Genomic DNA, 22,780 nt, shown 5'->3' on the forward strand with positions numbered 1-22,780 from the left:
TGTCCTTTATTCCCGTCAAAGAAAGCAGATACTCCTAAAAAAACCCCCATGTCGATTAGCTATCTCGCTCTAATCTTCAAGGGGATGCGTTGGGCATTCGATAGTTTAATAATGACGGAATGCGGACATATCTAAATGACTTGCTTCCGACTCGTCCACGGCAAGTTCGATGCGCAAATGTTCATTGAACGGGGAGACGAGAGCCCCCATACAGGCGACCGGTTCATGATCGGGGACCGGTGATTTACGTTTCGTTTTGACGAATAAGTAGTCCGATCGTTTCAACGTCAATAAGAAACGTTCCACGGCATGCGGTTCACGGGTCACGTTTGGCCAAGGTAAATGATTGAATAATAAAAAGACCGTGCCTTCTTTTTCGAGCGCATAGTCCGGTGCGATGCCTTCCCGATTCAACAAATCGATGACAGCATGCAAAAACTCCCGTTTAATCGTCAATGAAATTTCGTAATACTCACGCATACGGTCCACCCTTTCTTAAAATCACAATACTACCATTCTAAACGTTTCCGACATGGGCGACAATGAAGAAGTTCCTTGACGAAGTATTTTTCCCGGCTTATACTGCATAAGTCCTGCTATACTAGTGATATATGATGAACGAATTGAGGTGAAACCGACATGATTGAATCCCTTGAATTGAAGGCGTGGGTCGTTCTTGCGCGTACGATGGATGCCATCAGTGATCGTGTGAAAGAAGATTTACGACGCCACCAGTTAAATTCAACAGAGTTCGGTGTTTTATCCGTACTGTATAAACGAGGAGACACCCCGTTGCAACAAATTGGGGATCAGATTTTGATTACGAGCGGTAGCGTGACATACGTGATCGATAAGTTGGAGAAGCGAGGGCTGATTGAACGAATCGCCTGCCCGTCTGACCGACGTGTCACATATGCTTCATTGACAGACGATGGAAAGGCGCTCATGGACGTCGTCTATCCGCAACATATTGAAATCTTCAAAGATATATATGGACCGTTAAGTGATGAAGAGACGGAACAATTGATTTCGTTATTGAAACGAGTCGGTTATAACGCAGCGGGCAAATAAAGCCCGTTGCTTTTTTATTTAATATCTTGAAATTAAAATAATTGACGATGAGATATACAGATGATATAGTTCTAACTGTTATTGAAAAATTAGAGATTACACAAATGGAGGATTACACGATGACTAAAGTATTATATGTATCGGCTAACCCGAAACCAACTGAACTTTCATACAGCAAACAAGTGGCAGAAACATTCGTTTCGACACTCCAAGCAGAAAATCCATCAATCGAAGTGGAAGCAATCGAACTCTACGATGTTGATGTTCAAGAAATCGACGGAGATGTGCTCAGTGCATGGGGCAAATTCGCTTCAGGCGAAGCGCTTACTGATGTAGAAGCGAAAAAAGTAGGCACAATGAGCGGCATGCTTGAGAAATTCATGGAAGCGGACCTTTACGTGTTCGCGACTCCAATGTGGAACTTCTTCTTCCCAGCACGTATGAAAATGTTCCTCGATAGCGTGCTCATGGCAGGTAAAACGTTCCGTTACACGGAGCAAGGTCCTGTCGGCTTGCTTGAAAACAAACAAGCGATCCACATCCAAGGGACAGGCGGAATCTACACAGGAACTGACCTTAACTTCGCAGACGCATACCTTCGCCAAGCGCTCGCGTTCGTCGGTGTATCTGAAGTGACGACGGTAGCGGTCGAAGGGATGAACCAATACCCAGATAAAATCGAAGAGATCGTGGCAGACGCGAAAGCGAAAGCTGAAGCACTTGCGAAAGAAGTTGCAGGCGCAGTAACGGTATAACCTAGAGAGACGAGTCGATTGACTCGTCTTTTTGTATGCATTTATTTTGGGTATGATACAAAGGGAAAGGGGAGTATGCAATGGCAGATCAGTTATCGAGTCGACTACTTGGAGATTGGACGGATATTGTTCAAGAAGAGATGAAACGACCTTATTTTCAACAGTTGAAGCAATTCGTCGACCAAGCTTATGAAGAAACGATCGTTTACCCGGCCCGAGAAGATATTTGGAACGCATTTATTCACACAAAATTTAGTGAAGTGAAGTGCGTCATTTTAGGGCAAGATCCGTACCACGGACCGAATCAAGCGCATGGACTCAGTTTTTCGGTGCAGGACGGGGTTCGTTTCCCACCGTCTCTACGAAACATCTTTCAAGAATTAAAAGATGACGTTGGATGTGATCTCCCGAAGAGTGGCAATCTTGAGAAATGGGCGAAACAAGGCGTCCTTCTCTTAAATACGGCACTGACGGTTGAAGCGGGAAAGGCGGGCTCTCACCGTGGAAAAGGATGGGAACAGTTCACTGATTCCATCATTGAGCGGCTCGGGAGTCGTGAGGAACCGATTGTATTCATCTTGTGGGGAAATGATGCGAAGAAGAAAATGAAATGGATTGGAGACCAACATAAAGTGCTCACATCGGTACATCCAAGTCCTTTGTCATCCCATCGTGGATTCTTCGGTTCTAAGCCATTCTCCAAAGTAAACGATACATTGAAGGAGTGGGGAAAATCTCCGATTGAGTGGTGTCTCTGACAGTTTGCGAAAATTCGCAGGCTGTTTTTTGTTGACGCTTTTGTTTAGCTTTGGTACAGTAACTAACAAGACGTCACTTTAGTGCTTAAAAGCATATATGCATAACAGCATAACTGTACAAAAGATAAAGAATTGGATATGTAAGAAAAGCGAAGAAAGAACCGAAGTAGAGACATCTTCCCTGGCCCAGAGAGCGTGTGGTGCTGCGAACACGCCCAAAAGATGAATCGAATTACAGTTCCTGAGCTCTCATCATTGAGCGGTCCCCCGTTATCGGATCAAGCGGCTAGAATCTTTCTAGCAACCAGGGTGGTACCGCGGCTTTGTCGTCCCTATCGATTCAATCGATAGGGATTTTTTGATTTTAAAGGAGGACTTCACATGTTGACACAATCGATTCCAAAACACCTAGCCCCACATATTTCACCGCAGTTCTACAATGAATACACACCAACAGATCATGCCGTTTGGCGTTTCGTGTTGCGGTTGAACTTGCACACGTTAGAAGGGAAGGCGCATCCGTTTTACATCGAAGGATTGAAACGGACGGGAATGGGACCGGATCGATTGCCGAACGTCGAACAGATGACGGATGAGATGCAGGCGGCAGGATGGTCGACGGTCGCAGTGGATGGGCTCATCCCCGGCGTTGCCTTTTTTGACTTCCAAGGAAACGGGATGCTCCCGGTCGCGACAGACATTCGGAAAGTCGAGAATATTTTATACAGTCCAGCCCCTGACATCATTCACGAGGCGGCGGGACATGCGCCAATGTTGATGGACCAGACGTTTTCGGCAATCGTCAAACGCTTCGGTCAATTAGGGGCCAAGGCGTTCATGAACCGAGAAGAACATGCCTCGTTCGCCGCATTGAAACGGTTGACGATTGTGAAGGAGAATGCGAATTCGACCGAACAGGATATCGAAGCGGCGGAGAAAGCCGTACATGAGGCGAAAGCGCAAGTGACTGGCTTTTCTGAAGCACAACAGGTCGCGCGTATCTTTTGGTGGACCGTTGAATTCGGATTGATTGGTGACCTCGACAACCCGATGATTTACGGGGCAGGCCTCTTATCATCGGTAGGAGAGAGCCGTCACTGTCTGACAGATGCGGTCGTCAAACATCCATTCGACTTGGAGCACGCGCTACAGACGAAGCAAGACGTGACAAACATGCAAAAAGAGCTATTCGTTATTCCAAACTTTGAGACGCTCTCTTCTGTCTTAGATGAACTAGAGGGAAGAATGGCGATTCGAAAAGGTGGGATTGAATCTGTGGCGAAAGCGTTGGCGTCAGGAAGTCAATCGACGATTCGACTTGAAGATGGATCAGAACGTGTCGGCATCGTTCGTCACATGACGGAGTCGAAAGAACATACGCTCATTCAATGGGATGAATGTTCAATTGTACAACATGGACAGCTCACGCAAAAAGAGCGACACGGGCTACTGATCGCTCATGACACAGAGTCCGCGCTCGATCGCGATGACCTCTTTGAGGACGGGACGAGCATTCGGCAAGCATGTGCATCCGGTGCACTCGAAGACGTGACGGTTCACCTAGAAGGACGGACGATCTCACTCGACTCGCTAGAAGTACGCGTCGATTCGCTTCCATCAGTTTTCCCAGGAACAACGGTAGACGAGCTGATGATGATTGAAAAACCGGTGATCATCGAACGGGATGAACGTGTATGGACGAACGATGATCCGATGTTCAACCGCATCCATCTCATGCGTGAGCGGGGAGAATCAATCGATGGTCTCATCCCAGAGATTTTAACGAACCACCCTGACGCCTGGTTATTACACATCGAGTGCCTGGAGTTGGTGAAGGATGAAGGACTGAAACAGACATTGATTGAACGTCTTGAAGCATTGCGTCAAACTTCCCCATCCCGAAATGAATTGATTGGTCGCGCGTTCGAACTATTGTGCTAACGAAAAGAGGCGACGTTTTCCACTGTAGGAGAACGTCGCCTCTTTTGCATTATACAGATTGATTTGTCGTTTCACGTAAGAACGTAATCAAACGACGATACGTGGAATTAGCCGCTGGGCGGTCCATTTCGAAGTAATAGTTATGGCCAAGCTCGTGCTCGTTCCGATCATAAAAGACAGTCGTGACATCCGTACGTCCTGAAAGAATCGTTGCAAATTCCTTAGCCTGCTCCTCAAAGGAATGGTCATTCCCGTCCGCGATAAACGTTGGGACGAATGTGGCCGGTACATTGACGAGTGGCGACGCTTCAGCAACGACCGGGAGAGTCTCCCAATTGTATGTGCCGAAGTATGCCCATCCGATTCGTTTGAACAAGAAGCGGTTCACTGACTTCGATGATTCGAGCCATGTGCGCTTCAAGTCGAGCGGTGCAGACAAGAGGATGGCACCGAGGATTGAGGATTTTGGTACGACTTGTCCCACTTCAGCAGAAGGCGAATAGTCGTCATTCAACTGGATCCCGACAAACTGTGCAGCGAGCTGTCCACCATTCGAATCACCTGCAAAGAAGACGCGGTCTAAATCGAGACGGAAGCGGTCATTGTTCTCAGCGATGAACGAGTACGCTTCTTCGATTTGTTTGAGCGGGGTCGGGTACATCACGTCAGGTGCGAGTGCGTAATTGATACTGACGACGTTGTAGCCGTTACTCGCAATCGAAGTGGCGTATTTTAACACATCTGATTTATCCCCACCGACGAATGATCCGCCATGTACCCAAAAAATGGTAGGGACCGTGCGACCATTTCCTTCATAACGGATCAAATCAAAGGTTCCATTGTCATAAGAAGACAAGTAGTCGATGTCTTTTCGGACAGACGTCTTTTGAACGACTTCCTCGAATCCCTTCATCTCCACTTCGTTTCCCCCCGCAAACGAAGTTTTGATTAAACGTGTGGCTGGTTTCGGTGAGAGGAACACATAAGCCGCTCCTGCGACCGCAGTTCCAATCAATCCGACTCCAGCTCGTTTCAACCCTTTATTCATCTTCCTTCCTCCCTTTCTACAATCAGAAGCTTATTGCGTGACGAGTACGTCCGCCATGTACGTTTCGATGACATGAGCGATTCCGTCTTCGTTGTTTGATTTTGTGATGAAGTCCGCTTTTCCTTTGACCGTCGTGTTAGCATTTCCCATCGCGACGCCGAGGCCGGCCCATTCAATCATCGTCAAATCATTGTTTCCGTCACCGCAAGCGATGACTTCTTTTTGTGCGATGCCGAGTTGATCTGCTAGGAAGGCGAGACTCGTTCCTTTCGTGACACCGGCTTCAGTAAACTCAAGGAAGAACGGTTTTGAACGGGCTACAGCCAATTTCCCGGCCAATTCTGTTTGTAGCTTCGTTTCAATCGGAGCGAGTGTGTCGCCATCCGCAAGCATCAAACATTTGACGACCGGAGCTGTCACGGCATCTTTAAAGTTGTCGACATGAATGACCGGCATTCCCGTCAATTCACCTTCGATATCCGTATAAGGGTTCGGGCGATCGGTTACGATTTCGTTACCGACGTACGTATGAATCGCGATTCCTTCCCGTTCACTGATATCATGGAGATGGGCGACTGTATCCGGCTGGAGCGTGCTCGAGAAAATCTCCTCGTTTGTCGCACAATCGATGACCGAGGCACCGTTGAACGATAAGATGTAGCTTCCGTATTTCGCAAGTTCTAATTCACGGGCTGCTTCCCACATCGCAAACGTTGGTCGTCCGCTCGCGAGAACGACTTTATAGCCGCGCGCCTGTGCATCGAGAAGTGCTTCTTTTGTCTTAGGGGAAATCGTATGGTCGCTCGTGAGGAGCGTATCATCCATATCCAATACAATCATCTTGTAACTCATAGTAGTAGGGGGTCCTCCTTCAGAATCTAATGACTCCATCCTAAACCTTTTTAAGGTCAATTGACAACCTTGTCGCAAAAACGTAACTATAATGTAGAGAAGTGAACTCTAGAAGAGGTGGAAATCGATATGAATCGAATTTTAGTAGCTGAGGATGAACATGCGATTCGCAGCTTCATTATTGTCAATTTAAAACGAGCCGGATTCGACGTCTTTGAGGCGACGAACGGTCGAGAAGCGGTCACCGCATTTGACCGTGAACCGTTCGATGTCGTCCTATTGGATGTCATGATGCCGGAAATGGACGGATTCGAAGCATGTGCTGCCATTCGTGATCTTGACGAAAATGTAGGGATCATCATGTTGACGGCACGGACGCTCGAAGAAGATAAAATTGAAGGGCTTGGTAAAGGTGCAGACGACTACATCGCCAAACCGTTCAGTCCAGGTGAATTAGTGGCGCGCATCCAAGCGTTGTTGCGCCGTGTCGAAAAAGTGAAACGAAAAGATTCGAAACGCTTAAAGTCGGGACCGTTCGCAATCGACCTCGCCGCGAAACAAGTGACGAAGTATGGACAGTCGATCGATTTGACGCCGACCGAGTATGACTTGATCTGTCATCTCGTCCAAAACGAAGAGATCGTCTTGTCACGCGATGCGCTACTCGATGCTGTATGGGGCGTCAACTATTTCGGTGACCGAAAGACAGTCGACGTCAACATTCGTCGCTTGCGTCAAAAAATTGAAGATGACCCGAGTCATCCGGTCTATATCGAGACGTTGTGGGGTCACGGATATAAATGGCGGAGACATGAGGCATGAAACAACAGTTAGTCATTCGCATGATGATTGTCGTGACGATCGTCTTGCTCTTGCTCGTCAGCATTTTGTCTTACGGGACGTATCGCTACTATTACGAGTATGAGTCGGAAGCGTTACTAGGTCATGCGACAACGAGTGCATATCTATACCCACAAGCCCAAGTTGGGTTTGAAACGCCGAGCGCCTTTTCAGTCCTCGTCCGAACATTCGGATATCCTGGAACTGATTTGACGATTGTCGACCGGAGCGGTTCGATTGTCAAAACGACGGGACAACGAACAAGGCAGGCCTCTTTCTCTCAAGAACAGTTACAGCAACTGTCGCAAGGAGAGTCCGTCGTGCAGGACTATGACGTCGGGGATGAACATTACTTGTCGGTCACGAGTCCCATTATGACGAACGATACGTCCGAGTTTGCCATCAGTTTCACGCGACCGCTTGAAGACTTGGATACGCTCATTCGCGAAATTTGGATGACGGTCGTCATGATTGGCGTCTTGATCTGGTTGCTCGCCCTATACACCGTCATCCGGATTGCCGATCGCTTCGTCAGACCGATTCGTCACATCATCGAGGCGGCGGATGAGATGGCTCAGGGCGACTTCGATGTATCCGTTGAGTCAAATGAGAAACATGAGCTTGGGGCCTTGGCTCGAACGCTCACGTATTTAGGCGCGAAAGTCCAGCAGCATCAGTCGACACGTAACGAATTCCTCTCGAGTGTATCGCACGAACTCAGAACACCACTCACATCGATTAAGGGATGGACCGAGACGATTCGGGGTGGTGATGAGAAACTATCTGAAGAGACGGAGCTCGGTTTAAGCATCATCCATTCGGAGACAGAGCGCATGATCGGTCTCGTCGAACAGCTTCTCGATTATACAAAAATTGAGGAGAGTCGGTTGGTCTTGTATCGCCAAGAACTGGACCTGGTCTCTTTGTTACGTCAAGTGACTTTGCAATTAAAACAGTCACTTGAAGACAAAGGCATCACACTCATCGAACGCTATCCTCAAAAATCGGTCGGACTATTTGATGAGAATCGTTTGAAACAAGTGTTCTTAAATATTCTCGAGAACGCGATTCGTTTCTCGCCAGACGGAGGAACGTTGACCATCCGCTTCGTGCAATCGGAACGTGTTGCCTTCATCTCGATTATCGATGAAGGTCCCGGCATTTCACGAGAGCATTTGCAGCGCATCACCGAGATGTTCTATCAGGCTCATGTCACAGAAGGTAGTAGCGGGCTTGGACTTGCGATTTCAAAAGAATTGATTGAAGCGCATGAAGGCAAACTCGTCATCGAGAGCGAGGTCGGACACGGAACGACGGTGACCGTCTTATTGCCGCTCGACCCGAGTGAACTACATTAATAGGATTAAACCTCCCGAATTCAGGCTACATATAGATGTATGTAGACTGAGGGAGGTTTTTATAATGGCCAATCAATCTTTGAAGCCGTTAAAAGGAAGTCCGAATGCTGTGTCAACCCAAACTTCAATTGAAGAATTGCGGATGGACCCACTGCCGTATGCAGGCAGTCGCGGGCAATCAATTGAAGCCATTAAGATGGCGATGAATCAGTTGCCGCGGGCTGAATTGGTGAAGGAAACAGATGAAGGACTTCATTATGTAGTGACTTCGAAAGTGATGCGATTTAAAGATGATGTCGATTTTTTATTTGATGACGCTACTCAACAAGTCGAGTTTCGATCTGCGTCGCGTGTCGGCTATTCAGACTTTGGCGTGAATCGAAAACGAATGGAAGATGTGAGCGAACGATACCGGAGGTTGATTCGATGAAGGACTATCAGTTGATTGTCATCGGTGGTGGTGCTGCCGGGATGACGGTGGCCGCAGGGGCTGCGAATTTAGGCGCAAAGGTCGCGCTTGTTGAAAAGAACAAACATTTAGGTGGTGATTGTCTGCATGTCGGATGTGTGCCATCGAAAGCGTTGATTGCCGCTTCAAAAGAAGCGAATGCGATGATGCGCGCGGCCCGAGTTCTCGGAACCGAGTTCAATGGACAAGAGCATTATCAAATGTCAAAAGCGCGTGTCGACAAAGCACGTGCCATTATTCAAGACCATGACGGGACAGAGCGTTTTGAAAAGATTGGCGTCGACGTCTATATCGGAGAAGCCTCGTTCCAAAGTCCGCACGAATTAAAAGTAGGGAACGAGTTATTGATCGGGAAAAAATTTGTCATCTCGACGGGGTCGAAACCGACAGTTCCTCCAATCGATGGACTCGATCAAGTCCCATACTTAACGAACGAAACGGTCTTTGAAGAAGAGACGCTCCCGGAGAGCCTGATTGTCATCGGCGCCGGAACGGTCGGACTTGAATTGGCCCAGTCCTTTGTCCGACTCGGCTCACAAGTGACCGTGCTCGAGGCGCAGGATGATTTCCTACCTAAAGAAGACGAGGACGTCGCCACCTATTTGAAATCTCAACTCGAGATGGCGATGCGCTTGAAAATCGGCGTAAAGGTCAATCGAGTCGATGAGGTCGATGGCCGCATTCGTGTCACGACAGAGGTGAACGGCGAAACGGTCGAATATGAAGCGGACAAACTACTGATGGCGACAGGTCGCGTTCCCCGAATCGATGCGCTCCGTCTCGACCGGGCGAACGTTCAGGTGACGAAAGGGTATATCGATGTCTCGTCGTCATATCGGACGTCACAATCTCATATCTTTGCGATTGGCGATACGATCAAGACGCTCCCATTCACACACGCCGCTGGAGAAGAAGGGAAGGCGGTTGTCGCGAACGCGCTCTTTGGATTATGGAACAAGGTCGACTATAGTAAGCTCCCGTGGATCACATTCACAGACCCTGAGGTGTTCCACGTTGGGATGACGGAGAGAGGAGCGCGTGAGCGTTACGGTGACGACATTGAGACGTATGAAGCGAAACTGTCCGAAGTGGACCGCTTCATTGCTGAACGCCAAGAAGCAGGCTTTGTCAAAGTGATTACGAAGAAAAATGGAAAAATCATCGGAGCTCATGCAGTCGGTGAATCGGCGGGGGATTGGATGCAAATTGTCGTTTATGCGATGCAGCGTGGTGACAAAATCGGGAAGCTGTCTCGTATGATTTACCCGTATCCGTCGCGAAGTGAGGCCGTGAAGAAAGTGACAGACCTTTACTGGCGGAAACGATTGTTCGAAAGCCCACTCACCGAACTGGCGAGACGCTACTTTAAATTGATGCAATAACACAAATCACCCACTCGAACGAGTGGGTGATTGTTAGTTTGGTAAGGTGATGGTTTCAATCATCTTTGGTTCGCCCTCAGAAAGGTCGACGAGTGGTTTGATCAACACCTCGACACGTCGGTTTTTAGAGCGACCTTCTTCTGTATCGTTCGTCGCGATCGGTTTAAACTCACCGTAACTCGCGAGCGTGAATTGAGCCGGGTTCAAGGCATCATTTTCCAAAAGGCCACGCATGAACGCGGTCGCACGTGCAGAACTGAGTTCCCAGTTTGACGGGAAACGTGCTGTATTGATTGGAATGTTATCCGTATGGCCGGAGACGACAATCTCTCGCTTGCCCGCCTTCTCTAAAATTTGACTGATGTTTTGTGCGACGTTACGAGCATCAGCATCGAGAGTCGCCTCTCCTAAGTTGAACAGGGCACGGTCTTGAATCGTCAAGACGAGACCACTTGAATTGATCGTCGCTTTGATTTGGCTTTCGAGACCGTTCTTTTTAATGTATTTGTTTACATCTTCTTTTAACTCGTCAAGTTGAGCCAATTCATACGTCCGTGGGTTGGCGGTCGTATTGGTTTTGTCTGTGCGACTGATGTCACTGTTTGAGGCAGTCGAAGCTTGAAAGACGCTGACGCCTCCAGAGAACACCTGGTTGAAAGACTGTGACATTTTCTCAAGCTTTGTCTGGTCGATGTTACTCGATGCGAATAGTACGATGAAAAGCGCGAGCAACAGTGTCAACAAGTCGGCGTAAGGAATCAGCCAGCCTTCGGGAATATGTTCTTCATGATCATGCTTCTTTTTGCGCTTCATAGTCAGCTCGCTCCTTTGGAGACAAATACACAGACAGTTTATCTTCTAGCGTTTTTGGAGATTCACCACTTTGAATCGATAAAATCCCTTCAATCATCATTTCCTTGATGATGACTTCACTCTTCGAATACTGCTTCAGCTTGTTTGCAAACGGGAACCAAAGCACATATCCGGTGAAAATCCCGAAAAGTGTCGCGACGAAGGCCGCTGAAATGGCATGTCCGAGCTTTTCGATATCAGATAAGTCTTTCAAGGCAGCAATCAATCCGATAACGGCTCCGAGTACCCCAAGTGTCGGGGCATATGTCCCGGCTTGAGTGAAGATATCGGCATTTGCTTTATGACGCTGTTCCATATTCTCGATGTCGCGTGACATGACTTCCGCAATATATTCGGAAGGTTGACCGTCGATGACCATCATCATGCCTTGGCGTAAAAATGGTTCTTCGACTTGTTCAAGTGCCGTTTCGAGGGAGAGGAGTCCCTCTTTTCGGGCTTGGGTCGACAAGTCGACGAATTGCGTGAGCAATCCGGACTTGCTTGGGAGTTCTTGTTTTTTGAACAAGATTTTAAACAGTTTTGGAACATTCTGAAGTTGTTCCTTCGATACAGCGATACTGACAGCCGCGGCTGTACCGACGAAAATGATAACCATTGCGGCAGGGTTGATCAGCGGCGCAACACCTGCTCCTTTTAATAGCATTCCACCGACGAGGGTGAGGAACCCGAGTATGAGTCCGACTAACGTAACGACATCCATGTCTTTGTTTTCCACCTTTCCGAAATAAATCAGGACAAAAAAAGCGAGAGACGCCACTCGTCTCCCGCAACATGCGTTCCCGATGATTAAGCGCCGTTTTCATCAATCAGCATTTGAATGCTGATATTTCGTTCTTCACGCTCTATATCGGTTAATACGTCGTATTTTTTTAACAATGCGTACAATTGATTCACGACTTCTTGCTCGAGTGACCAATTGAGTAACTCTTCTAGCTGAAAATAAAGGTGAGCGGGCATACATTGTGACTGGCGCTCCAACCTTCGTGAGACATCCTCTATCGAATGATCTACCGTACTAGGGTCCACGGTTTCATTCAACCTCCTCAACATTCTTAAAGTCTATCTCCCATAATACCAAAAAATCGAAGAAAGCGTTAGAGATACATTTTCTTGTTGGCATTTATAAAAGCGAGGAGTAACATGGGGCTTAGAATAATAGAAGTGAAGGGGATGTCGTGATGCGACATAGATTGTCAGCGCGTGAGTTGCGCTTGAAACGAATCGAGGTGCTTTACCGAGTCGTATTTGAAAAACCTGCCCGTTTTATTGCGGGAGGATTTTTACTGGCGATTTTTATTGGGGCCACTCTTTTATATATGCCATTTGCGCAAGAGGAGTCGGTTTCTTGGATTGATTGTTTGTTTATCGCAACGTCTGCCGGAACGGTCACTGGACTATCGACAGTCGACATCGGCTCCTCGTTTACCCTGTTTGGTGAATTGGTCATTGTCGCCCTCATCCAAATCGGGGGTCTTGGGTTTATGACAATCGCCTTGATGTTGTTAAGTGTATTAGGCAAGAAAATCGGATTAAAACAACGAATTTTGTTACAAGAATCATTGAATTTAGCCGGACCGGGGGGGACAGTTCGTCTCGTTCGGAACATCGTCTTCACGACAGTCATCGTGCAGTTTATCGGGATGTTGTTTTTGACGTTCGAGTTGTTTAGTACAGAGAACTATTCTTTTGGAACAGCACTTTATTACGGTTTCTTCCACGCGGTGTCTGCCTTTAATAATGCGGGATTCGCATTATTTCCAGACAGTCTCATGTCATTTGAGCAGAACACAGCCATCATTGTGACCATCGCCCTCATGATTATGATTGGAGGTCTTGGATTCACGACGATTGCCGATGCCACGGAAGTGAGAGGCTGGAAACGTCTCGCCCTCCATTCAAAAATCATGATTTTGTCACTCTTGGTCATCAATGGTGTCGCTTGGTTCGTCCTCATGATGTTTGAATGGGTATCGAACGAAGGGGTATTGTATGGTCGCTCCCTCGGTGAGGCGTTACATGTGACGTTCTTCCAAGCCGTGACGACAAGGACGGCCGGCTTCAATTCCATTGATATCGCGACCATGGCTCCAGCCTCGATCGGTTTGATTTTGATTCTGATGTATATCGGGGCAGGAGCGGCTTCGACCGGGTCGGGGATCAAAGTGACGACGCTTGCCGTTATCTTTGCGGATATGTGGGCCTTCATCGCAGGTAAGAAAGAAACGGTCATCATGGAGCGCACGATTGATGCGTTTCAAATCAAAAAGGCATACGTCGTCGCCATCTCAAGTTTCTTGTTCATTATGATGATCACGACACTCGTCATTTTATCGAACGGCCACATTCCAGCGACTGCCATTCTATTCGAGACGGTCTCGGCGTTTGGGACAGTAGGGTTATCGCTCGGCATCACAGCGGAATTGAATGATGCCGGGAAGGGTCTGATCATGTTCATGATGCTTCTCGGACGTGTCGGATCGTTGACTATTCTCTTTACCGTCGCACGTCAAGCCGACCGGAAGATTCGCTATCCGAAAGAGAAGATTTTGATTGGTTGAACATGTGTTGTAGGCTGCATTCCTCATGAAGGAGTTGCAGCCTTTTTTGAGGTGTCGTAGTCAAGAACGACACAGATTTTTGATGGTCTTCATCGTATGCAATAATTGGTATATAATGGGTTAGGAAATGAATCGATAAAGGAGGATTTGGACTTGTTATCTTGGCTCGGTATGACAAAAGGTGAGAAGACAGGGCGCCCGTTCTTCGGGGATGTGTCGAAACGAGCGGTAACGCTTGTGTTACTCTCCTCGTTGATGTTGATGTATGGTGTGAAGTCGCTATTGGTTTACCTGATTCCGACTGCATACTTGGAGGATGCGATCGTTGCGGTTCTTCCTGGTATCGTAGGGCTCCTTGTGGTATTGGTCTATATCCTCGTCCTCGAGCGTCTACTTCACGATCAAGCGGTGTCTCGTAACGACGCGGATGAGATATAAACAAGTGTACGATGATTCACGGCGTATACTTGTTCATTTAATTTCAATCATAGTTGAAGCCCTGACGAATCAGGGCTTTTTGTGTGCCATATAATAATGGACAATCTCAGGGAGATAATCCTGGAGGTCTGGACATACGATGCCCGTTCCGTCGAGTGCCCGTATCGTTTGTGTCGTGTCAAAGTGAACAGGATGTTTAAAGTACTCCAATAGTTCGTGAGGAACCTCGAGTCGCTTGGCACCATTCCAAGCAGTAAATGCCGCGTCGGCAACGGCATGAGGAACGGTTCCGCGAGGAGAACGCTGAAACATCGTCTCATGCAACATACGATATACCTCTCGTGCGCCATGTGGGAATGGGTCCGTCAAATGAAATGTCCGCTTCAGGCCGTTTGGAGAATGAGCTAGGAAAGCGGTCGCTTCTACTACATAATCGTACGGAACGAGGTTTACCTCAACATTCGCTCGCCCGATGTAAGGGAGTGGTCGCATCTGCTGGAGTTGTGTCATCAATTGTAAGACGAAATAGACACCGTCGAACTTTTTCGTTTCGCCCGTGCGACTATGTCCGATTACGATCCCAGGACGAATGACGGTGATTGGCATGCCACCCATTTCTCTTGAAACGAGTGCCTCTGCTTCATATTTAGTCGCCTCATAATGATTTTTAAACAGGACCCGATGCCATAATTCATTTTCATAAACCGTCCCACGGCGACGTCCGGCGATATAGGCGGTACTGAAGTACACATAACGCTTCAATTGTTTCGAGCGTTTGGCGAACGCGGTCACATGTTTGGTTCCGAGTATATTGACGCGATAACCGATGTCATAAGGAATACTCAAGTCATATGCGGCGGCGAGATGGAAAATGTAATGTACATCGCGTTCAATGACAGACCGCATAATCGGGTCGAAAATCACTTCGGGCAACGTGATGTCTGCTTCAACAAGGACGAGCTGGTGCGGCGCAAGCGACGTCGTTGACAGTAGCTTATCTCGTAGCTCTTCTGCATCACGTTGTTGGTTCGGAAGATGCAAGGCGTAGATGACTCCGATTTGATGCGGTAACGAAGCGAGGTGTTCAATTAATTTTCCTGCTAAAAAACCAGGGAACCCGGTAAAGGCGTAATTGTTCATGACGTTTCCTCCGCTAAATCTAATGTGAATGTGAAAGTCGACCCTTTTCCGACAGTCGATTCCACTTCGATGCTTCCACCATGTGATTCGATAATTTCTTTACAAATCGACAAACCAAGACCGGTTCCACCAATTTTACGTGTATCCGAATTATCGACCCGATAAAATTTTGTGAACAATTTTTCGAAGGCGTGCTCCGGAATCCCGATACCAAAATCACGAATGGATACATGCGCTTGATTGTGGTCTTGTCGGACCCGTACTTCGATTTCTTGTCTGTTCGGGGAATACTTGATCGCATTTGAAATCAAGTTGACGAGAACTTGCTCGATGCGATCGCGGTCAGCAACGAGATGCAAGTCATCATCCGCATTATCGAAATGAATGGTATGATCATTCGTTTCGCGGAAGCGTTCAATCACTTCTAAGACAAGTTCATTCAAAGCGAAATGATCTTGTTTATATTCTTGGTGACCATCTTCCATGCGTTGGATGTCCAAAAAGTCGTTGAGTAGGGCGGTCAATCGTTTCGCTTCCCGCGACATCGTCTTCAAGAAGCGCTCTCGTTTTTCAGGCGTCAAATCTCGAGCGAGCATCAATTCAATATATCCCGATAATGAGGAAAGAGGAGTTCTTAGTTCATGTGAGACCGTGCTCACCAGTTCATTTTTAATCTGGTCCATACGCTCTTCCTCGGTTCGGTTACGGAACACAAACAAGAATCCACTATCCATACCGATTTGTCGTTTTGTATCCATCGTCGTTCCATACATCTCATAGTATTCTTCATCTCGGTCGTTTGGCTGTGGGATGGAGAAACGCATCGATACTTCACGCGCTGTCCCATCGAGAAGTTGATCCATCTTTCGTAGCATCTCGCTCCTGTCACGAGGACGGAACGTGGAGAGGAGCGGGATACGCTCCTGAATTTTGTTTGGAGCGATGCCCGGTAAGTCCATGAGTCGTCTTGCGTGGACGTTCATGAACAAGACACTCCCGTTCGATTCGGTCAAAACGAACGCTTCATTCGATGCTTGTAAGATTGACTGGATGATATCGCGCTGACGGGCGATGGCATTTTTTTCGCGTTCGAGCATACGCTCTACCTTTTTACGGTCGCTGATATCACGCATGACCGCGACTCGTAACGTTTGCCCTTGATACGTCACTTCTTTCGGATACACCTCTAGTTCTAAGAACGTTCCATCTTGCCGCCGACCAATCACTTCGTATGGCGTTTGAATGTGATTGCGAATGCGTCGTAACACATCGGCCCGGTACCCTTCCGCGATAAACTCGATAGTCTGGCGTCCCATCATTTGCTCTGCAGGGATTTTAAAGATGGATTCCGCTGCCTTGTTCGCATCGAGAATCATCCCATCTTCATGGAACAGAACGGCTTCGATGACCGATTCGGCAAACATGCGATAACGCTGTTCCTTATAACGGAGCTCACGTTTCAACTCAATCTCGGAACTCACATCAAATACGAAGAAAAAGAAGCCGATGAGTTGCTCTTGCTCATAAACGGGATGCATGAACAATTTGCCGATGAAATGTGTCCGATCTTTACATTGAAACTTCCATTCCCGGTCTCCTTTGTCGAGTGCGAGGCGCAACATTTGTTCGAACGATAGCAACCGTTCCGTCTCGTCTTGATAAGCAGAGCGTTTTTCACTTAATTCTCTCGATTCAAATAAAGCGAACGGTGTCATTTCGTAAAGCACTTCATGGGGCGCATAGCCAAACAGTTCCGTGGCCCCCTGATTGAAACGAGTAATCAACAAATTCGCATCCGTCATGATCATCGCCATGTCGAGTTCAGTATGCATCATCGCCTCAAAAGCGTTGTGTTGAATCGTCACGCGTGTATCATGGGGCAATGGCTCAATGGAGAGAATATATTGATTTTCCCACGGAATGGCGTGTACTCGCATCGTTGGCAGTTCATACATCCAAGGCAGTCCTTGTTCCATCCGACGAGACAATTCCATCGTAATCGGTGACTGATTGACCATATGGAAAAGGTTCGAACGTCTCTGTAGATTCTCAGGAAACTGCTCGAGAAACGGACGGTTTGCCTGAACGATTGTTCCATCTTTCTGTATTAACGCAACTCCGTAAGGTAATGCATGTAGTAACTCACTTTGGAGATTGGCATGATTCTCCATGAACAGTCATCCCTCCTTCGCGGTGTCAGACGAGCACATCTTCTATATCATTCGACAGATCCCCCTTTCATTTCCTGCCCTCAAAACGGTAAAGTGAGGGAGAGGAATTGGAAAGGAAAGATGAGCATGATTGGATTACTCATTGGGATCATCGGTGCCATATGTTTATGGTGGTTCGAGGCACCGCTTTGGAGCAGCGTACTGCTTCTCTTGCTTGGAATTGCATGGTTTATATGGAAAGTAAGGCTGTCGACCATCGACCGCATTGATCGGATGGATGGCCGGGAGTTTGAATTATTTTTAGAGGAAGTGTTCACCGCGCTTGGTTACACGGTCACGGTGACTCCGGCATCACGTGACTTTGGTGCTGACTTGTTATTGGAGACACCGGATGGATGGTCGATTGCCGTTCAAGCAAAGCGTTATGAAAAGACGGTCGGACTCGAAGCGGTTCAACAAATTGCAGCGGCCGTTCCCTATTATCAAGCACACGAAGGCTGGGTCGTGACGAACTCGAATTTCACGGACAGCGCATACGAATTGGCAGCGCCAAATCAAGTTCGTCTGATTGCAAGAATGGAGCTTGAAGAACTCTTAAAAGAAGCGGGATATAAGCGATGAGAATAGGCTTGTTCACAGGTTCGACAGAATCCAAATGATGTCGAAAAAAAAGGGTTGTCTTTTTCTTTAAACGATGCAATAATCATCTTCGTCATATGAAATATGTAGTAGTTGAAACGAGATAAAAACTACACAGAGAAACGATTGGGGTTTTCAGTAATACCCGACCGTACACATACAAACAATCACGGTTGGAACGTGCTAGGAGGAAAAAGCGGTGCGCAAATTAATTTATGTAAAAGGTTGCGTCTTTACACAAGGTGAGGCGACCATTTATGACGAGACAAATGATGCGATCGGATCTGTTCACCGCGACGCGGAAGGCAGTGTCCAAGTGCACAATTTGTCTGGACGACAGATCGCTCATGGGAAATACATCCCAAACTGCCAAAAATGGGTCGTGATGAACCATGATGGACAGGCGATTGGTCAATTGAAAGACAAGTTCTCGTTATTCGGGAAAAAGTGTGAGTACAACGTCTATGAACGCGGACTCTTCACGATTCAATATGATGTGGAACGTCACAAGTTTAGCGTTCGCGACAAAGCAGGTAAACTTGTCGCGGAACTACGGAAACAAGAAGACGATACGTTCTGCTTAACGAAAGAAGCCGATCAGTTATCGATGTTCGAACTCCTTTCCGTCTTAAAGACGTTAACGGTCAAATCACGGATGCCGCTCGCAGCATCTGTCTCATAACGATGACGAGCACCGGTCTCTTGACCGGTGTTTTTTGATACGAAAAAACCGTCTCATCAAATGAAACGGTTCAAATAGTGCTTGGCCTCGAGTTCGAGTGTCGTCACCCGATGTGCGTATAGACAAAGCTTCAAGACGTGAATGATATTTGGATGTTCATAGTTCATCTTTTCGAGCGAACGTTTCGCCCGTGTATCGAGAAGGTCGATCGGGCTTGTTGACTTCGCATACTCCGCGTAAAGTCGATAAAAATCAATCGGTTTGATGAAGTCGTCTTCGTCCCGGTCAGGGTTGTTGAAGATGAGCGCCAACAAGGAACTCGTCTCTTCGAGGGAAAAAAGGTGTTTCAAGTCATCAAGGAGATAAATGATTGCCGCTTGATGCAAGGAATACTTTTTACCGATTCGTGGGACACCGATGATTTTACGAACTTCACGCTTCGTCCAGTTTTGAATCGTCGTCGCAGAGAGATGCTCTCCGGTCAGTGCATTAGCGAGAGCGACGATTTGGTTAATCGATAAGCCGTTCTTTTCAATATGAAACAAGTGGATTTTTCGAAGCTCTTTTGGGAAATGTTCACGCACGTCTTCAGGGAAGAGGGCGATGGCTCGCTCGATTTCTCCGACCTGCATAAAATGAAGGCAATCTGCCAAAGTTTGAATTGAAGTTGCGTCGCGCATACGGCCACCCTTTCTATCGCCAACAGCGTACGTTGGCTATACAGTCATTTGACCTCATTCTACCAAATGTTTGAAAAGTAAGCTAGGATGGGCACTGATTAAGGTATAATGACGGTATCATACACACTCTATATATGAAGGTGGTCAAGCAATGAATGAATGGATTAGTTCGATTCTTTCCATTGTAGTCGTCCTCGTGTTTCTCGTGGGTCTCGAACAAGTCGGGAAGCGTGTGGGATGGACGGATGAAACGATTCGAAAAAGTGTACATATCGCAGTCGGGCATTGGTCGTTATTAGCAGTTTGGTTAATGGACTCATGGTACGTCGCGGCAGTCCCGCTCATTTTCTTCACATTTGCGAATGCGGTCCTGTTATATAAAAGCCCGTCACCGGTGCATCAAACGGAACGAAAATCATTCGGGACCGTATACTATCCGATTGCATTGCTCATTATCTTATACTTCTTCTTCGAGTCCGAGCCGATCGCATTTTTAGCCGGATCACTCGTGCTCGCCTGGGGGGATGGAATGGCTGCGCTCATCGGACGCAAATATGGGACGGTCATCTATGATTTATATGGACAAAAGCGTTCTTTCCAAGGAAGCATTGCCATGTTTCTAAGCTCATATGCTGTCTTATTTTTATTGTTTTTGTGGAATGATGTCGTCCTTTGGCAAGTGGTAACATATGGGTTTATCATTTCCATCATCGCTACACTAACTGAAGCGATTTCATATCGAGATTGGGATAACTTTACAATTCCAATCATTGTTGCCATTGCGACATCACTATTGCTATAAACTAATCATGAATTTGTAAGAAAAACGTTGCTTGTCACGTCCAATAATCATTTGTATACTGTGATTCGTACTGAAACCATTCAGTGACGTGCTCGGAACGAATGAAGTGGGACCGAGACACTGATTAAATAGAAGATAAAGGATTGAGTGAACGCATGAGCTTTTTACAGCAACTTCAAATGATCATTCCGGCCGAGCGCGTCCTTCAAGACGAGCCGTTGTCGGCACACACGTATACAAAACTAGGGGGCAAAGCAGATTACTTCGTGGCTCCACACACGTACGAAGAAGTGCAGGCCGTCTTACAACTGGCCCACCAAGAAGCGATGCCGTTTATGATTCTTGGCTTCGGTTCAAACTTGATCGTCCGCGATGGCGGCATCCGTGGAATCGTTTTGAACTTGAATGAACTCGACTCGATTCGTCGGGAAGGGATTCAAATAATTGCCCAGGCAGGAGCAGCGATTATCGACGTCTCACGTCAAGCACTGGCAGAGGGATTATCGGGCCTCGAGTTCGCATGTGGGATCCCTGGGACGGTAGGTGGTGCCGTCTACATGAACGCAGGTGCATACGGCGGAGAAACGAAAGACGTCATCACATCTGCGACGGTATTGACGCAGGATGGTCAAGTACTTCATTTATCTAAAGACGAACTCGATCTTGACTACCGAACGAGTCGTGTCTCAAAAGAGGGCTTGATCGTGCTCGAGGCAACGTTCGAACTAGAACCGAAAAACTATGAATTGATCAAAGAAGTCATGGACGACTTGACGTATAAACGTGAATCGAAACAACCGCTTGAATACCCTTCGTGTGGTAGTGTGTTCAAACGTCCGCCTGGCTATTTTGCCGGCAAGTTGATTCAAGACTCTGGACTGCAAGGCAAACGCATCGGAGGAGCGGAAGTCTCGCTCAAGCATGCTGGGTTCATCGTCAATATCGATGAGGCGACGGCGACAGAGTACATTTCACTCATCCGTCACGTCCAGGCGACCGTTAAAGAGAAATTTGAAGTGGAATTAGAGCCGGAAGTGAAAATTATCGGGGAAGATATCGCCGTTGAGAACGCATAACGCATAATAAAAGAAGGAATCGGACGATGGCGTTCGGTTTCTTCTTTTCTTATATAGAAAAAGACGATGAGAACGGGCATCTCATCGTCTTAAAGGTTAAGCTTGTGTTTGTTTTGAGACCGCCTCATGGGCAGGAACGAACGGATATTCCAAATCACGTGCAACCGCTTCATACGTGACCGTTCCATTGATGACGTTTAGGCCTTTGAGAAGTGCCTCGTTTTCAAGAAGTGCTGGGAATACGCCTTTTTGCGCACACTCGATGATATATGGCATCGTCGCGTTTGTCAGACCCATTGTCGAAGTGCGTGGCACGGCACCTGGCATGTTAGCGACGGCGTAGTGTTGCACGCCATAACGCTCATACGTTGGTGCATCATGCGTCGTGATATGATCGATCGTCTCACAAATCCCACCTTGGTCGATGGCGACGTCGACGATGACCGAACCAGGCGACATGCGCTGTACCATTTCTTCCGTGACGAGTTTTGGTGCTTTTGCTCCTGGGATGAGCACGGCACCGATCACAAGGTCACTCTCAGCCACTTGTTTCGCAATGTTGTATTTATTTGAGATCAACGTATTGATTGTGTTTCCGAACAAGTCGTCGATTTGACGAAGACGAGCCGGGCTAATGTCCATCAACGTCACGCTCGCCCCAAGACCAATTGCGATTCGAGCTGCATTCGTTCCAACGACACCGCCTCCGATGACCGTGACGTTCGCACGAGGTACGCCTGGGAGACCAGACATCAAGATTCCTTTTCCACCATGTGGTTTTTCAAGGATTTGAGCTCCGATTTGCGCAGCCATACGTCCTGCCACTTCACTCATCGGTGTGAGGAGTGGTAACGTGCGATCCACTTCTACTGTCTCGTAGGCGATGGCTGTAATCCCAGAATCGACGAGCGCTTTCGTTAATTCTGGCTCTGCCGCAAGGTGTAAATAGGTGAAGAGCGTCAAGTCAGGACGGAAGTATTGATACTCAGACGGCTGTGGTTCTTTTACTTTGAGAGCGAGTTCGACGCCTTCCCAAACTTCTTTCGCCGTTTCAAGAATCGTTGCACCGGCATCAATATATTCCATATTCGTGAATCCGCTACCGAGACCGGCATTCGTTTCGACGAATACATCATGACCAAGCTCCGTTAACATAAATGCACCCATCGGTGTTAAGGCCACCCGATTTTCATTGTTTTTAATCTCTTTTAATACCCCGATTTTCATGGAACATTCCCCTTTCATTC

The 22,780-nt window shown here is 47.4% G+C and carries 24 protein-coding genes and 1 other annotated feature; of the genes, 14 read left to right on the forward strand and 10 right to left on the reverse strand.

The window, feature by feature from the left end; genetic code table 11:
- Positions 1-105: 105 nt before the first annotated feature.
- Entirely contained in the window at positions 106-480 is a 375-nt protein-coding gene (locus F3H97_RS01155; RefSeq protein ID WP_159563344.1) for a hypothetical protein, read from the reverse strand.
- A 159-nt stretch (positions 481-639) separates the two neighbouring features.
- Between F3H97_RS01155 and F3H97_RS01160 the strand changes: the two genes are divergently transcribed.
- From F3H97_RS01160 to F3H97_RS01175, 4 genes are all read left to right on the forward strand, one after another.
- Positions 640-1,071 carry a MarR family winged helix-turn-helix transcriptional regulator gene (locus tag F3H97_RS01160; protein ID WP_047795835.1) on the forward strand — a complete coding sequence of 144 codons (432 nt, stop codon included), beginning with the start codon at positions 640-642 and terminating at the stop codon, positions 1,069-1,071.
- Positions 1,072-1,190: 119 nt separating this feature from the next.
- Positions 1,191-1,826, forward strand: a complete 636-nt coding sequence (locus tag F3H97_RS01165) for an FMN-dependent NADH-azoreductase (RefSeq protein ID WP_078146124.1) — start codon at positions 1,191-1,193, stop codon at positions 1,824-1,826.
- 80 nt (positions 1,827-1,906) lie between these two features.
- Positions 1,907-2,584 carry a uracil-DNA glycosylase gene (locus F3H97_RS01170; protein ID WP_074034942.1) on the forward strand — a complete coding sequence of 226 codons (678 nt, stop codon included), beginning with the start codon at positions 1,907-1,909 and terminating at the stop codon, positions 2,582-2,584.
- Between the two features lie 143 nt (positions 2,585-2,727).
- Positions 2,728-2,921 (forward strand) — a binding site (T-box leader).
- A gap of 44 nt (positions 2,922-2,965) precedes the next feature.
- A complete protein-coding gene (locus F3H97_RS01175; RefSeq protein WP_196430346.1) occupies positions 2,966-4,525 on the forward strand; it encodes an aromatic amino acid hydroxylase in 1,560 nt (519 codons plus the stop codon).
- A gap of 49 nt (positions 4,526-4,574) precedes the next feature.
- Here the strand turns inward: F3H97_RS01175 and F3H97_RS01180 are convergent, their stop codons facing one another.
- Together F3H97_RS01180 and F3H97_RS01185 are read right to left on the reverse strand one after the other, a co-directional pair.
- The gene (locus F3H97_RS01180) at positions 4,575-5,573 is read right to left on the reverse strand and encodes an alpha/beta hydrolase (protein ID WP_196430347.1); all 999 of its coding nucleotides are present in this window, start codon (positions 5,571-5,573) and stop codon (positions 4,575-4,577) included.
- A gap of 30 nt (positions 5,574-5,603) precedes the next feature.
- Positions 5,604-6,425, reverse strand: a complete 822-nt coding sequence (locus F3H97_RS01185) for a Cof-type HAD-IIB family hydrolase (protein ID WP_159563347.1) — start codon at positions 6,423-6,425, stop codon at positions 5,604-5,606.
- Positions 6,426-6,554: 129 nt separating this feature from the next.
- On the opposite strand from F3H97_RS01185, the gene F3H97_RS01190 reads away from it, so the two are divergent.
- From F3H97_RS01190 to F3H97_RS01205, 4 genes are all read left to right on the forward strand, one after another.
- On the forward strand, positions 6,555-7,247 hold the full coding sequence (locus tag F3H97_RS01190; protein ID WP_015880495.1) for a response regulator transcription factor: 693 nt from the start codon (positions 6,555-6,557) through the stop codon (positions 7,245-7,247).
- Positions 7,244-8,623 carry a sensor histidine kinase gene (locus F3H97_RS01195; protein WP_074034934.1) on the forward strand — a complete coding sequence of 460 codons (1,380 nt, stop codon included), beginning with the start codon at positions 7,244-7,246 and terminating at the stop codon, positions 8,621-8,623. Before F3H97_RS01190 ends, F3H97_RS01195 begins: the two co-directional genes overlap by 4 nt.
- A 64-nt stretch (positions 8,624-8,687) precedes the next feature.
- Positions 8,688-9,053: a DUF1499 domain-containing protein gene (locus F3H97_RS01200; RefSeq protein ID WP_159563348.1), complete on the forward strand. Its 366-nt coding sequence runs from the start codon at positions 8,688-8,690 to the stop codon at positions 9,051-9,053.
- Positions 9,050-10,474: a dihydrolipoyl dehydrogenase family protein gene (locus tag F3H97_RS01205; protein WP_196430348.1), complete on the forward strand. Its 1,425-nt coding sequence runs from the start codon at positions 9,050-9,052 to the stop codon at positions 10,472-10,474. The genes F3H97_RS01200 and F3H97_RS01205 overlap by 4 nt, the downstream gene beginning before the upstream one ends.
- 33 nt (positions 10,475-10,507) lie before the next feature.
- Here the strand turns inward: F3H97_RS01205 and F3H97_RS01210 are convergent, their stop codons facing one another.
- The 3 genes from F3H97_RS01210 to F3H97_RS01220 form a co-directional block, all read right to left on the reverse strand.
- Positions 10,508-11,287 carry a flagellar motor protein MotB gene (locus F3H97_RS01210; RefSeq protein WP_196430349.1) on the reverse strand — a complete coding sequence of 260 codons (780 nt, stop codon included), beginning with the start codon at positions 11,285-11,287 and terminating at the stop codon, positions 10,508-10,510.
- Positions 11,265-12,047, reverse strand: coding sequence for a flagellar motor stator protein MotA (motA, locus tag F3H97_RS01215; RefSeq protein ID WP_015880500.1), 783 nt, complete (start codon positions 12,045-12,047; stop codon positions 11,265-11,267). Before motA ends, F3H97_RS01210 begins: the two co-directional genes overlap by 23 nt.
- 86 nt (positions 12,048-12,133) lie before the next feature.
- Entirely contained in the window at positions 12,134-12,325 is a 192-nt protein-coding gene (locus F3H97_RS01220) for a hypothetical protein (RefSeq protein WP_224862903.1), read from the reverse strand.
- 200 nt (positions 12,326-12,525) lie between these two features.
- Here F3H97_RS01220 and F3H97_RS01225 point away from each other — a divergent pair, with 200 nt between their 5' ends.
- Both F3H97_RS01225 and F3H97_RS01230 read left to right on the forward strand, forming a co-directional pair.
- The gene (locus tag F3H97_RS01225) at positions 12,526-13,905 is read left to right on the forward strand and encodes a TrkH family potassium uptake protein (RefSeq protein WP_159563350.1); all 1,380 of its coding nucleotides are present in this window, start codon (positions 12,526-12,528) and stop codon (positions 13,903-13,905) included.
- Between the two features lie 153 nt (positions 13,906-14,058).
- The gene (locus F3H97_RS01230) at positions 14,059-14,343 is read left to right on the forward strand and encodes a hypothetical protein (RefSeq protein ID WP_196430350.1); all 285 of its coding nucleotides are present in this window, start codon (positions 14,059-14,061) and stop codon (positions 14,341-14,343) included.
- 69 nt (positions 14,344-14,412) lie between these two features.
- On the opposite strand, the gene F3H97_RS01235 is transcribed toward F3H97_RS01230, so the two are convergent.
- Together F3H97_RS01235 and F3H97_RS01240 are read right to left on the reverse strand one after the other, a co-directional pair.
- Positions 14,413-15,483 carry an SDR family oxidoreductase gene (locus F3H97_RS01235; protein ID WP_196430351.1) on the reverse strand — a complete coding sequence of 357 codons (1,071 nt, stop codon included), beginning with the start codon at positions 15,481-15,483 and terminating at the stop codon, positions 14,413-14,415.
- Positions 15,480-17,654, reverse strand: a complete 2,175-nt coding sequence (locus F3H97_RS01240; RefSeq protein WP_196430352.1) for a PAS domain-containing sensor histidine kinase — start codon at positions 17,652-17,654, stop codon at positions 15,480-15,482. Before F3H97_RS01240 ends, F3H97_RS01235 begins: the two co-directional genes overlap by 4 nt.
- A 126-nt stretch (positions 17,655-17,780) precedes the next feature.
- On the opposite strand from F3H97_RS01240, the gene F3H97_RS01245 reads away from it, so the two are divergent.
- Both F3H97_RS01245 and F3H97_RS01250 read left to right on the forward strand, forming a co-directional pair.
- Entirely contained in the window at positions 17,781-18,275 is a 495-nt protein-coding gene (locus F3H97_RS01245) for a restriction endonuclease (RefSeq protein WP_015880505.1), read from the forward strand.
- 217 nt (positions 18,276-18,492) lie between these two features.
- Complete coding sequence (locus tag F3H97_RS01250; protein WP_015880506.1) at positions 18,493-18,975, forward strand: LURP-one-related family protein; 483 nt, start codon at positions 18,493-18,495, stop codon at positions 18,973-18,975.
- Between the two features lie 56 nt (positions 18,976-19,031).
- Here the strand turns inward: F3H97_RS01250 and F3H97_RS01255 are convergent, their stop codons facing one another.
- Entirely contained in the window at positions 19,032-19,655 is a 624-nt protein-coding gene (locus F3H97_RS01255; RefSeq protein ID WP_015880507.1) for a DUF1836 domain-containing protein, read from the reverse strand.
- A 151-nt stretch (positions 19,656-19,806) separates the two neighbouring features.
- Between F3H97_RS01255 and F3H97_RS01260 the strand changes: the two genes are divergently transcribed.
- Both F3H97_RS01260 and murB read left to right on the forward strand, forming a co-directional pair.
- Positions 19,807-20,457, forward strand: a complete 651-nt coding sequence (locus F3H97_RS01260) for a diacylglycerol/polyprenol kinase family protein (protein ID WP_196430353.1) — start codon at positions 19,807-19,809, stop codon at positions 20,455-20,457.
- A gap of 155 nt (positions 20,458-20,612) precedes the next feature.
- Positions 20,613-21,533 carry a UDP-N-acetylmuramate dehydrogenase gene (gene murB, locus F3H97_RS01265; RefSeq protein WP_196431822.1) on the forward strand — a complete coding sequence of 307 codons (921 nt, stop codon included), beginning with the start codon at positions 20,613-20,615 and terminating at the stop codon, positions 21,531-21,533.
- Between the two features lie 96 nt (positions 21,534-21,629).
- Here murB and ald read toward each other — a convergent pair whose 3' ends face one another.
- The gene (ald, locus tag F3H97_RS01270) at positions 21,630-22,760 is read right to left on the reverse strand and encodes an alanine dehydrogenase (protein ID WP_015880510.1); all 1,131 of its coding nucleotides are present in this window, start codon (positions 22,758-22,760) and stop codon (positions 21,630-21,632) included.
- Between the last annotated feature and the right edge of the window lie 20 nt (positions 22,761-22,780).

It is taken from the genome of Exiguobacterium sp. SRB7LM, assembly GCF_015712685.1.
GTDB lineage: Bacteria > Bacillota > Bacilli > Exiguobacteriales > Exiguobacteriaceae > Exiguobacterium > Exiguobacterium profundum.

Coding starts and splice junctions, on each gene's coding strand:
- F3H97_RS01170 (WP_074034942.1), top strand. CDS start 1,907: ATGGCAGATCAGTTATCGAGTCGACTACTTGGAGATTGGACGGATATT.
- F3H97_RS01240 (WP_196430352.1), bottom strand. CDS start 17,654: ATGGAGAATCATGCCAATCTCCAAAGTGAGTTACTACATGCATTACCT.
- murB (WP_196431822.1), top strand. CDS start 20,613: ATGAGCTTTTTACAGCAACTTCAAATGATCATTCCGGCCGAGCGCGTC.
- F3H97_RS01160 (WP_047795835.1), top strand. CDS start 640: ATGATTGAATCCCTTGAATTGAAGGCGTGGGTCGTTCTTGCGCGTACG.
- F3H97_RS01165 (WP_078146124.1), top strand. CDS start 1,191: ATGACTAAAGTATTATATGTATCGGCTAACCCGAAACCAACTGAACTT.
- F3H97_RS01200 (WP_159563348.1), top strand. CDS start 8,688: ATGGCCAATCAATCTTTGAAGCCGTTAAAAGGAAGTCCGAATGCTGTG.
- F3H97_RS01225 (WP_159563350.1), top strand. CDS start 12,526: ATGCGACATAGATTGTCAGCGCGTGAGTTGCGCTTGAAACGAATCGAG.
- F3H97_RS01260 (WP_196430353.1), top strand. CDS start 19,807: ATGAATGAATGGATTAGTTCGATTCTTTCCATTGTAGTCGTCCTCGTG.
- F3H97_RS01195 (WP_074034934.1), top strand. CDS start 7,244: ATGAAACAACAGTTAGTCATTCGCATGATGATTGTCGTGACGATCGTC.
- F3H97_RS01155 (WP_159563344.1), bottom strand. CDS start 480: ATGCGTGAGTATTACGAAATTTCATTGACGATTAAACGGGAGTTTTTG.
- F3H97_RS01185 (WP_159563347.1), bottom strand. CDS start 6,425: ATGAGTTACAAGATGATTGTATTGGATATGGATGATACGCTCCTCACG.
- F3H97_RS01235 (WP_196430351.1), bottom strand. CDS start 15,483: ATGAACAATTACGCCTTTACCGGGTTCCCTGGTTTTTTAGCAGGAAAA.
- ald (WP_015880510.1), bottom strand. CDS start 22,760: ATGAAAATCGGGGTATTAAAAGAGATTAAAAACAATGAAAATCGGGTG.
- F3H97_RS01180 (WP_196430347.1), bottom strand. CDS start 5,573: ATGAATAAAGGGTTGAAACGAGCTGGAGTCGGATTGATTGGAACTGCG.
- F3H97_RS01175 (WP_196430346.1), top strand. CDS start 2,966: ATGTTGACACAATCGATTCCAAAACACCTAGCCCCACATATTTCACCG.
- motA (WP_015880500.1), bottom strand. CDS start 12,047: ATGGATGTCGTTACGTTAGTCGGACTCATACTCGGGTTCCTCACCCTC.
- F3H97_RS01205 (WP_196430348.1), top strand. CDS start 9,050: ATGAAGGACTATCAGTTGATTGTCATCGGTGGTGGTGCTGCCGGGATG.
- F3H97_RS01245 (WP_015880505.1), top strand. CDS start 17,781: ATGATTGGATTACTCATTGGGATCATCGGTGCCATATGTTTATGGTGG.
- F3H97_RS01190 (WP_015880495.1), top strand. CDS start 6,555: ATGAATCGAATTTTAGTAGCTGAGGATGAACATGCGATTCGCAGCTTC.
- F3H97_RS01210 (WP_196430349.1), bottom strand. CDS start 11,287: ATGAAGCGCAAAAAGAAGCATGATCATGAAGAACATATTCCCGAAGGC.
- F3H97_RS01255 (WP_015880507.1), bottom strand. CDS start 19,655: ATGCGCGACGCAACTTCAATTCAAACTTTGGCAGATTGCCTTCATTTT.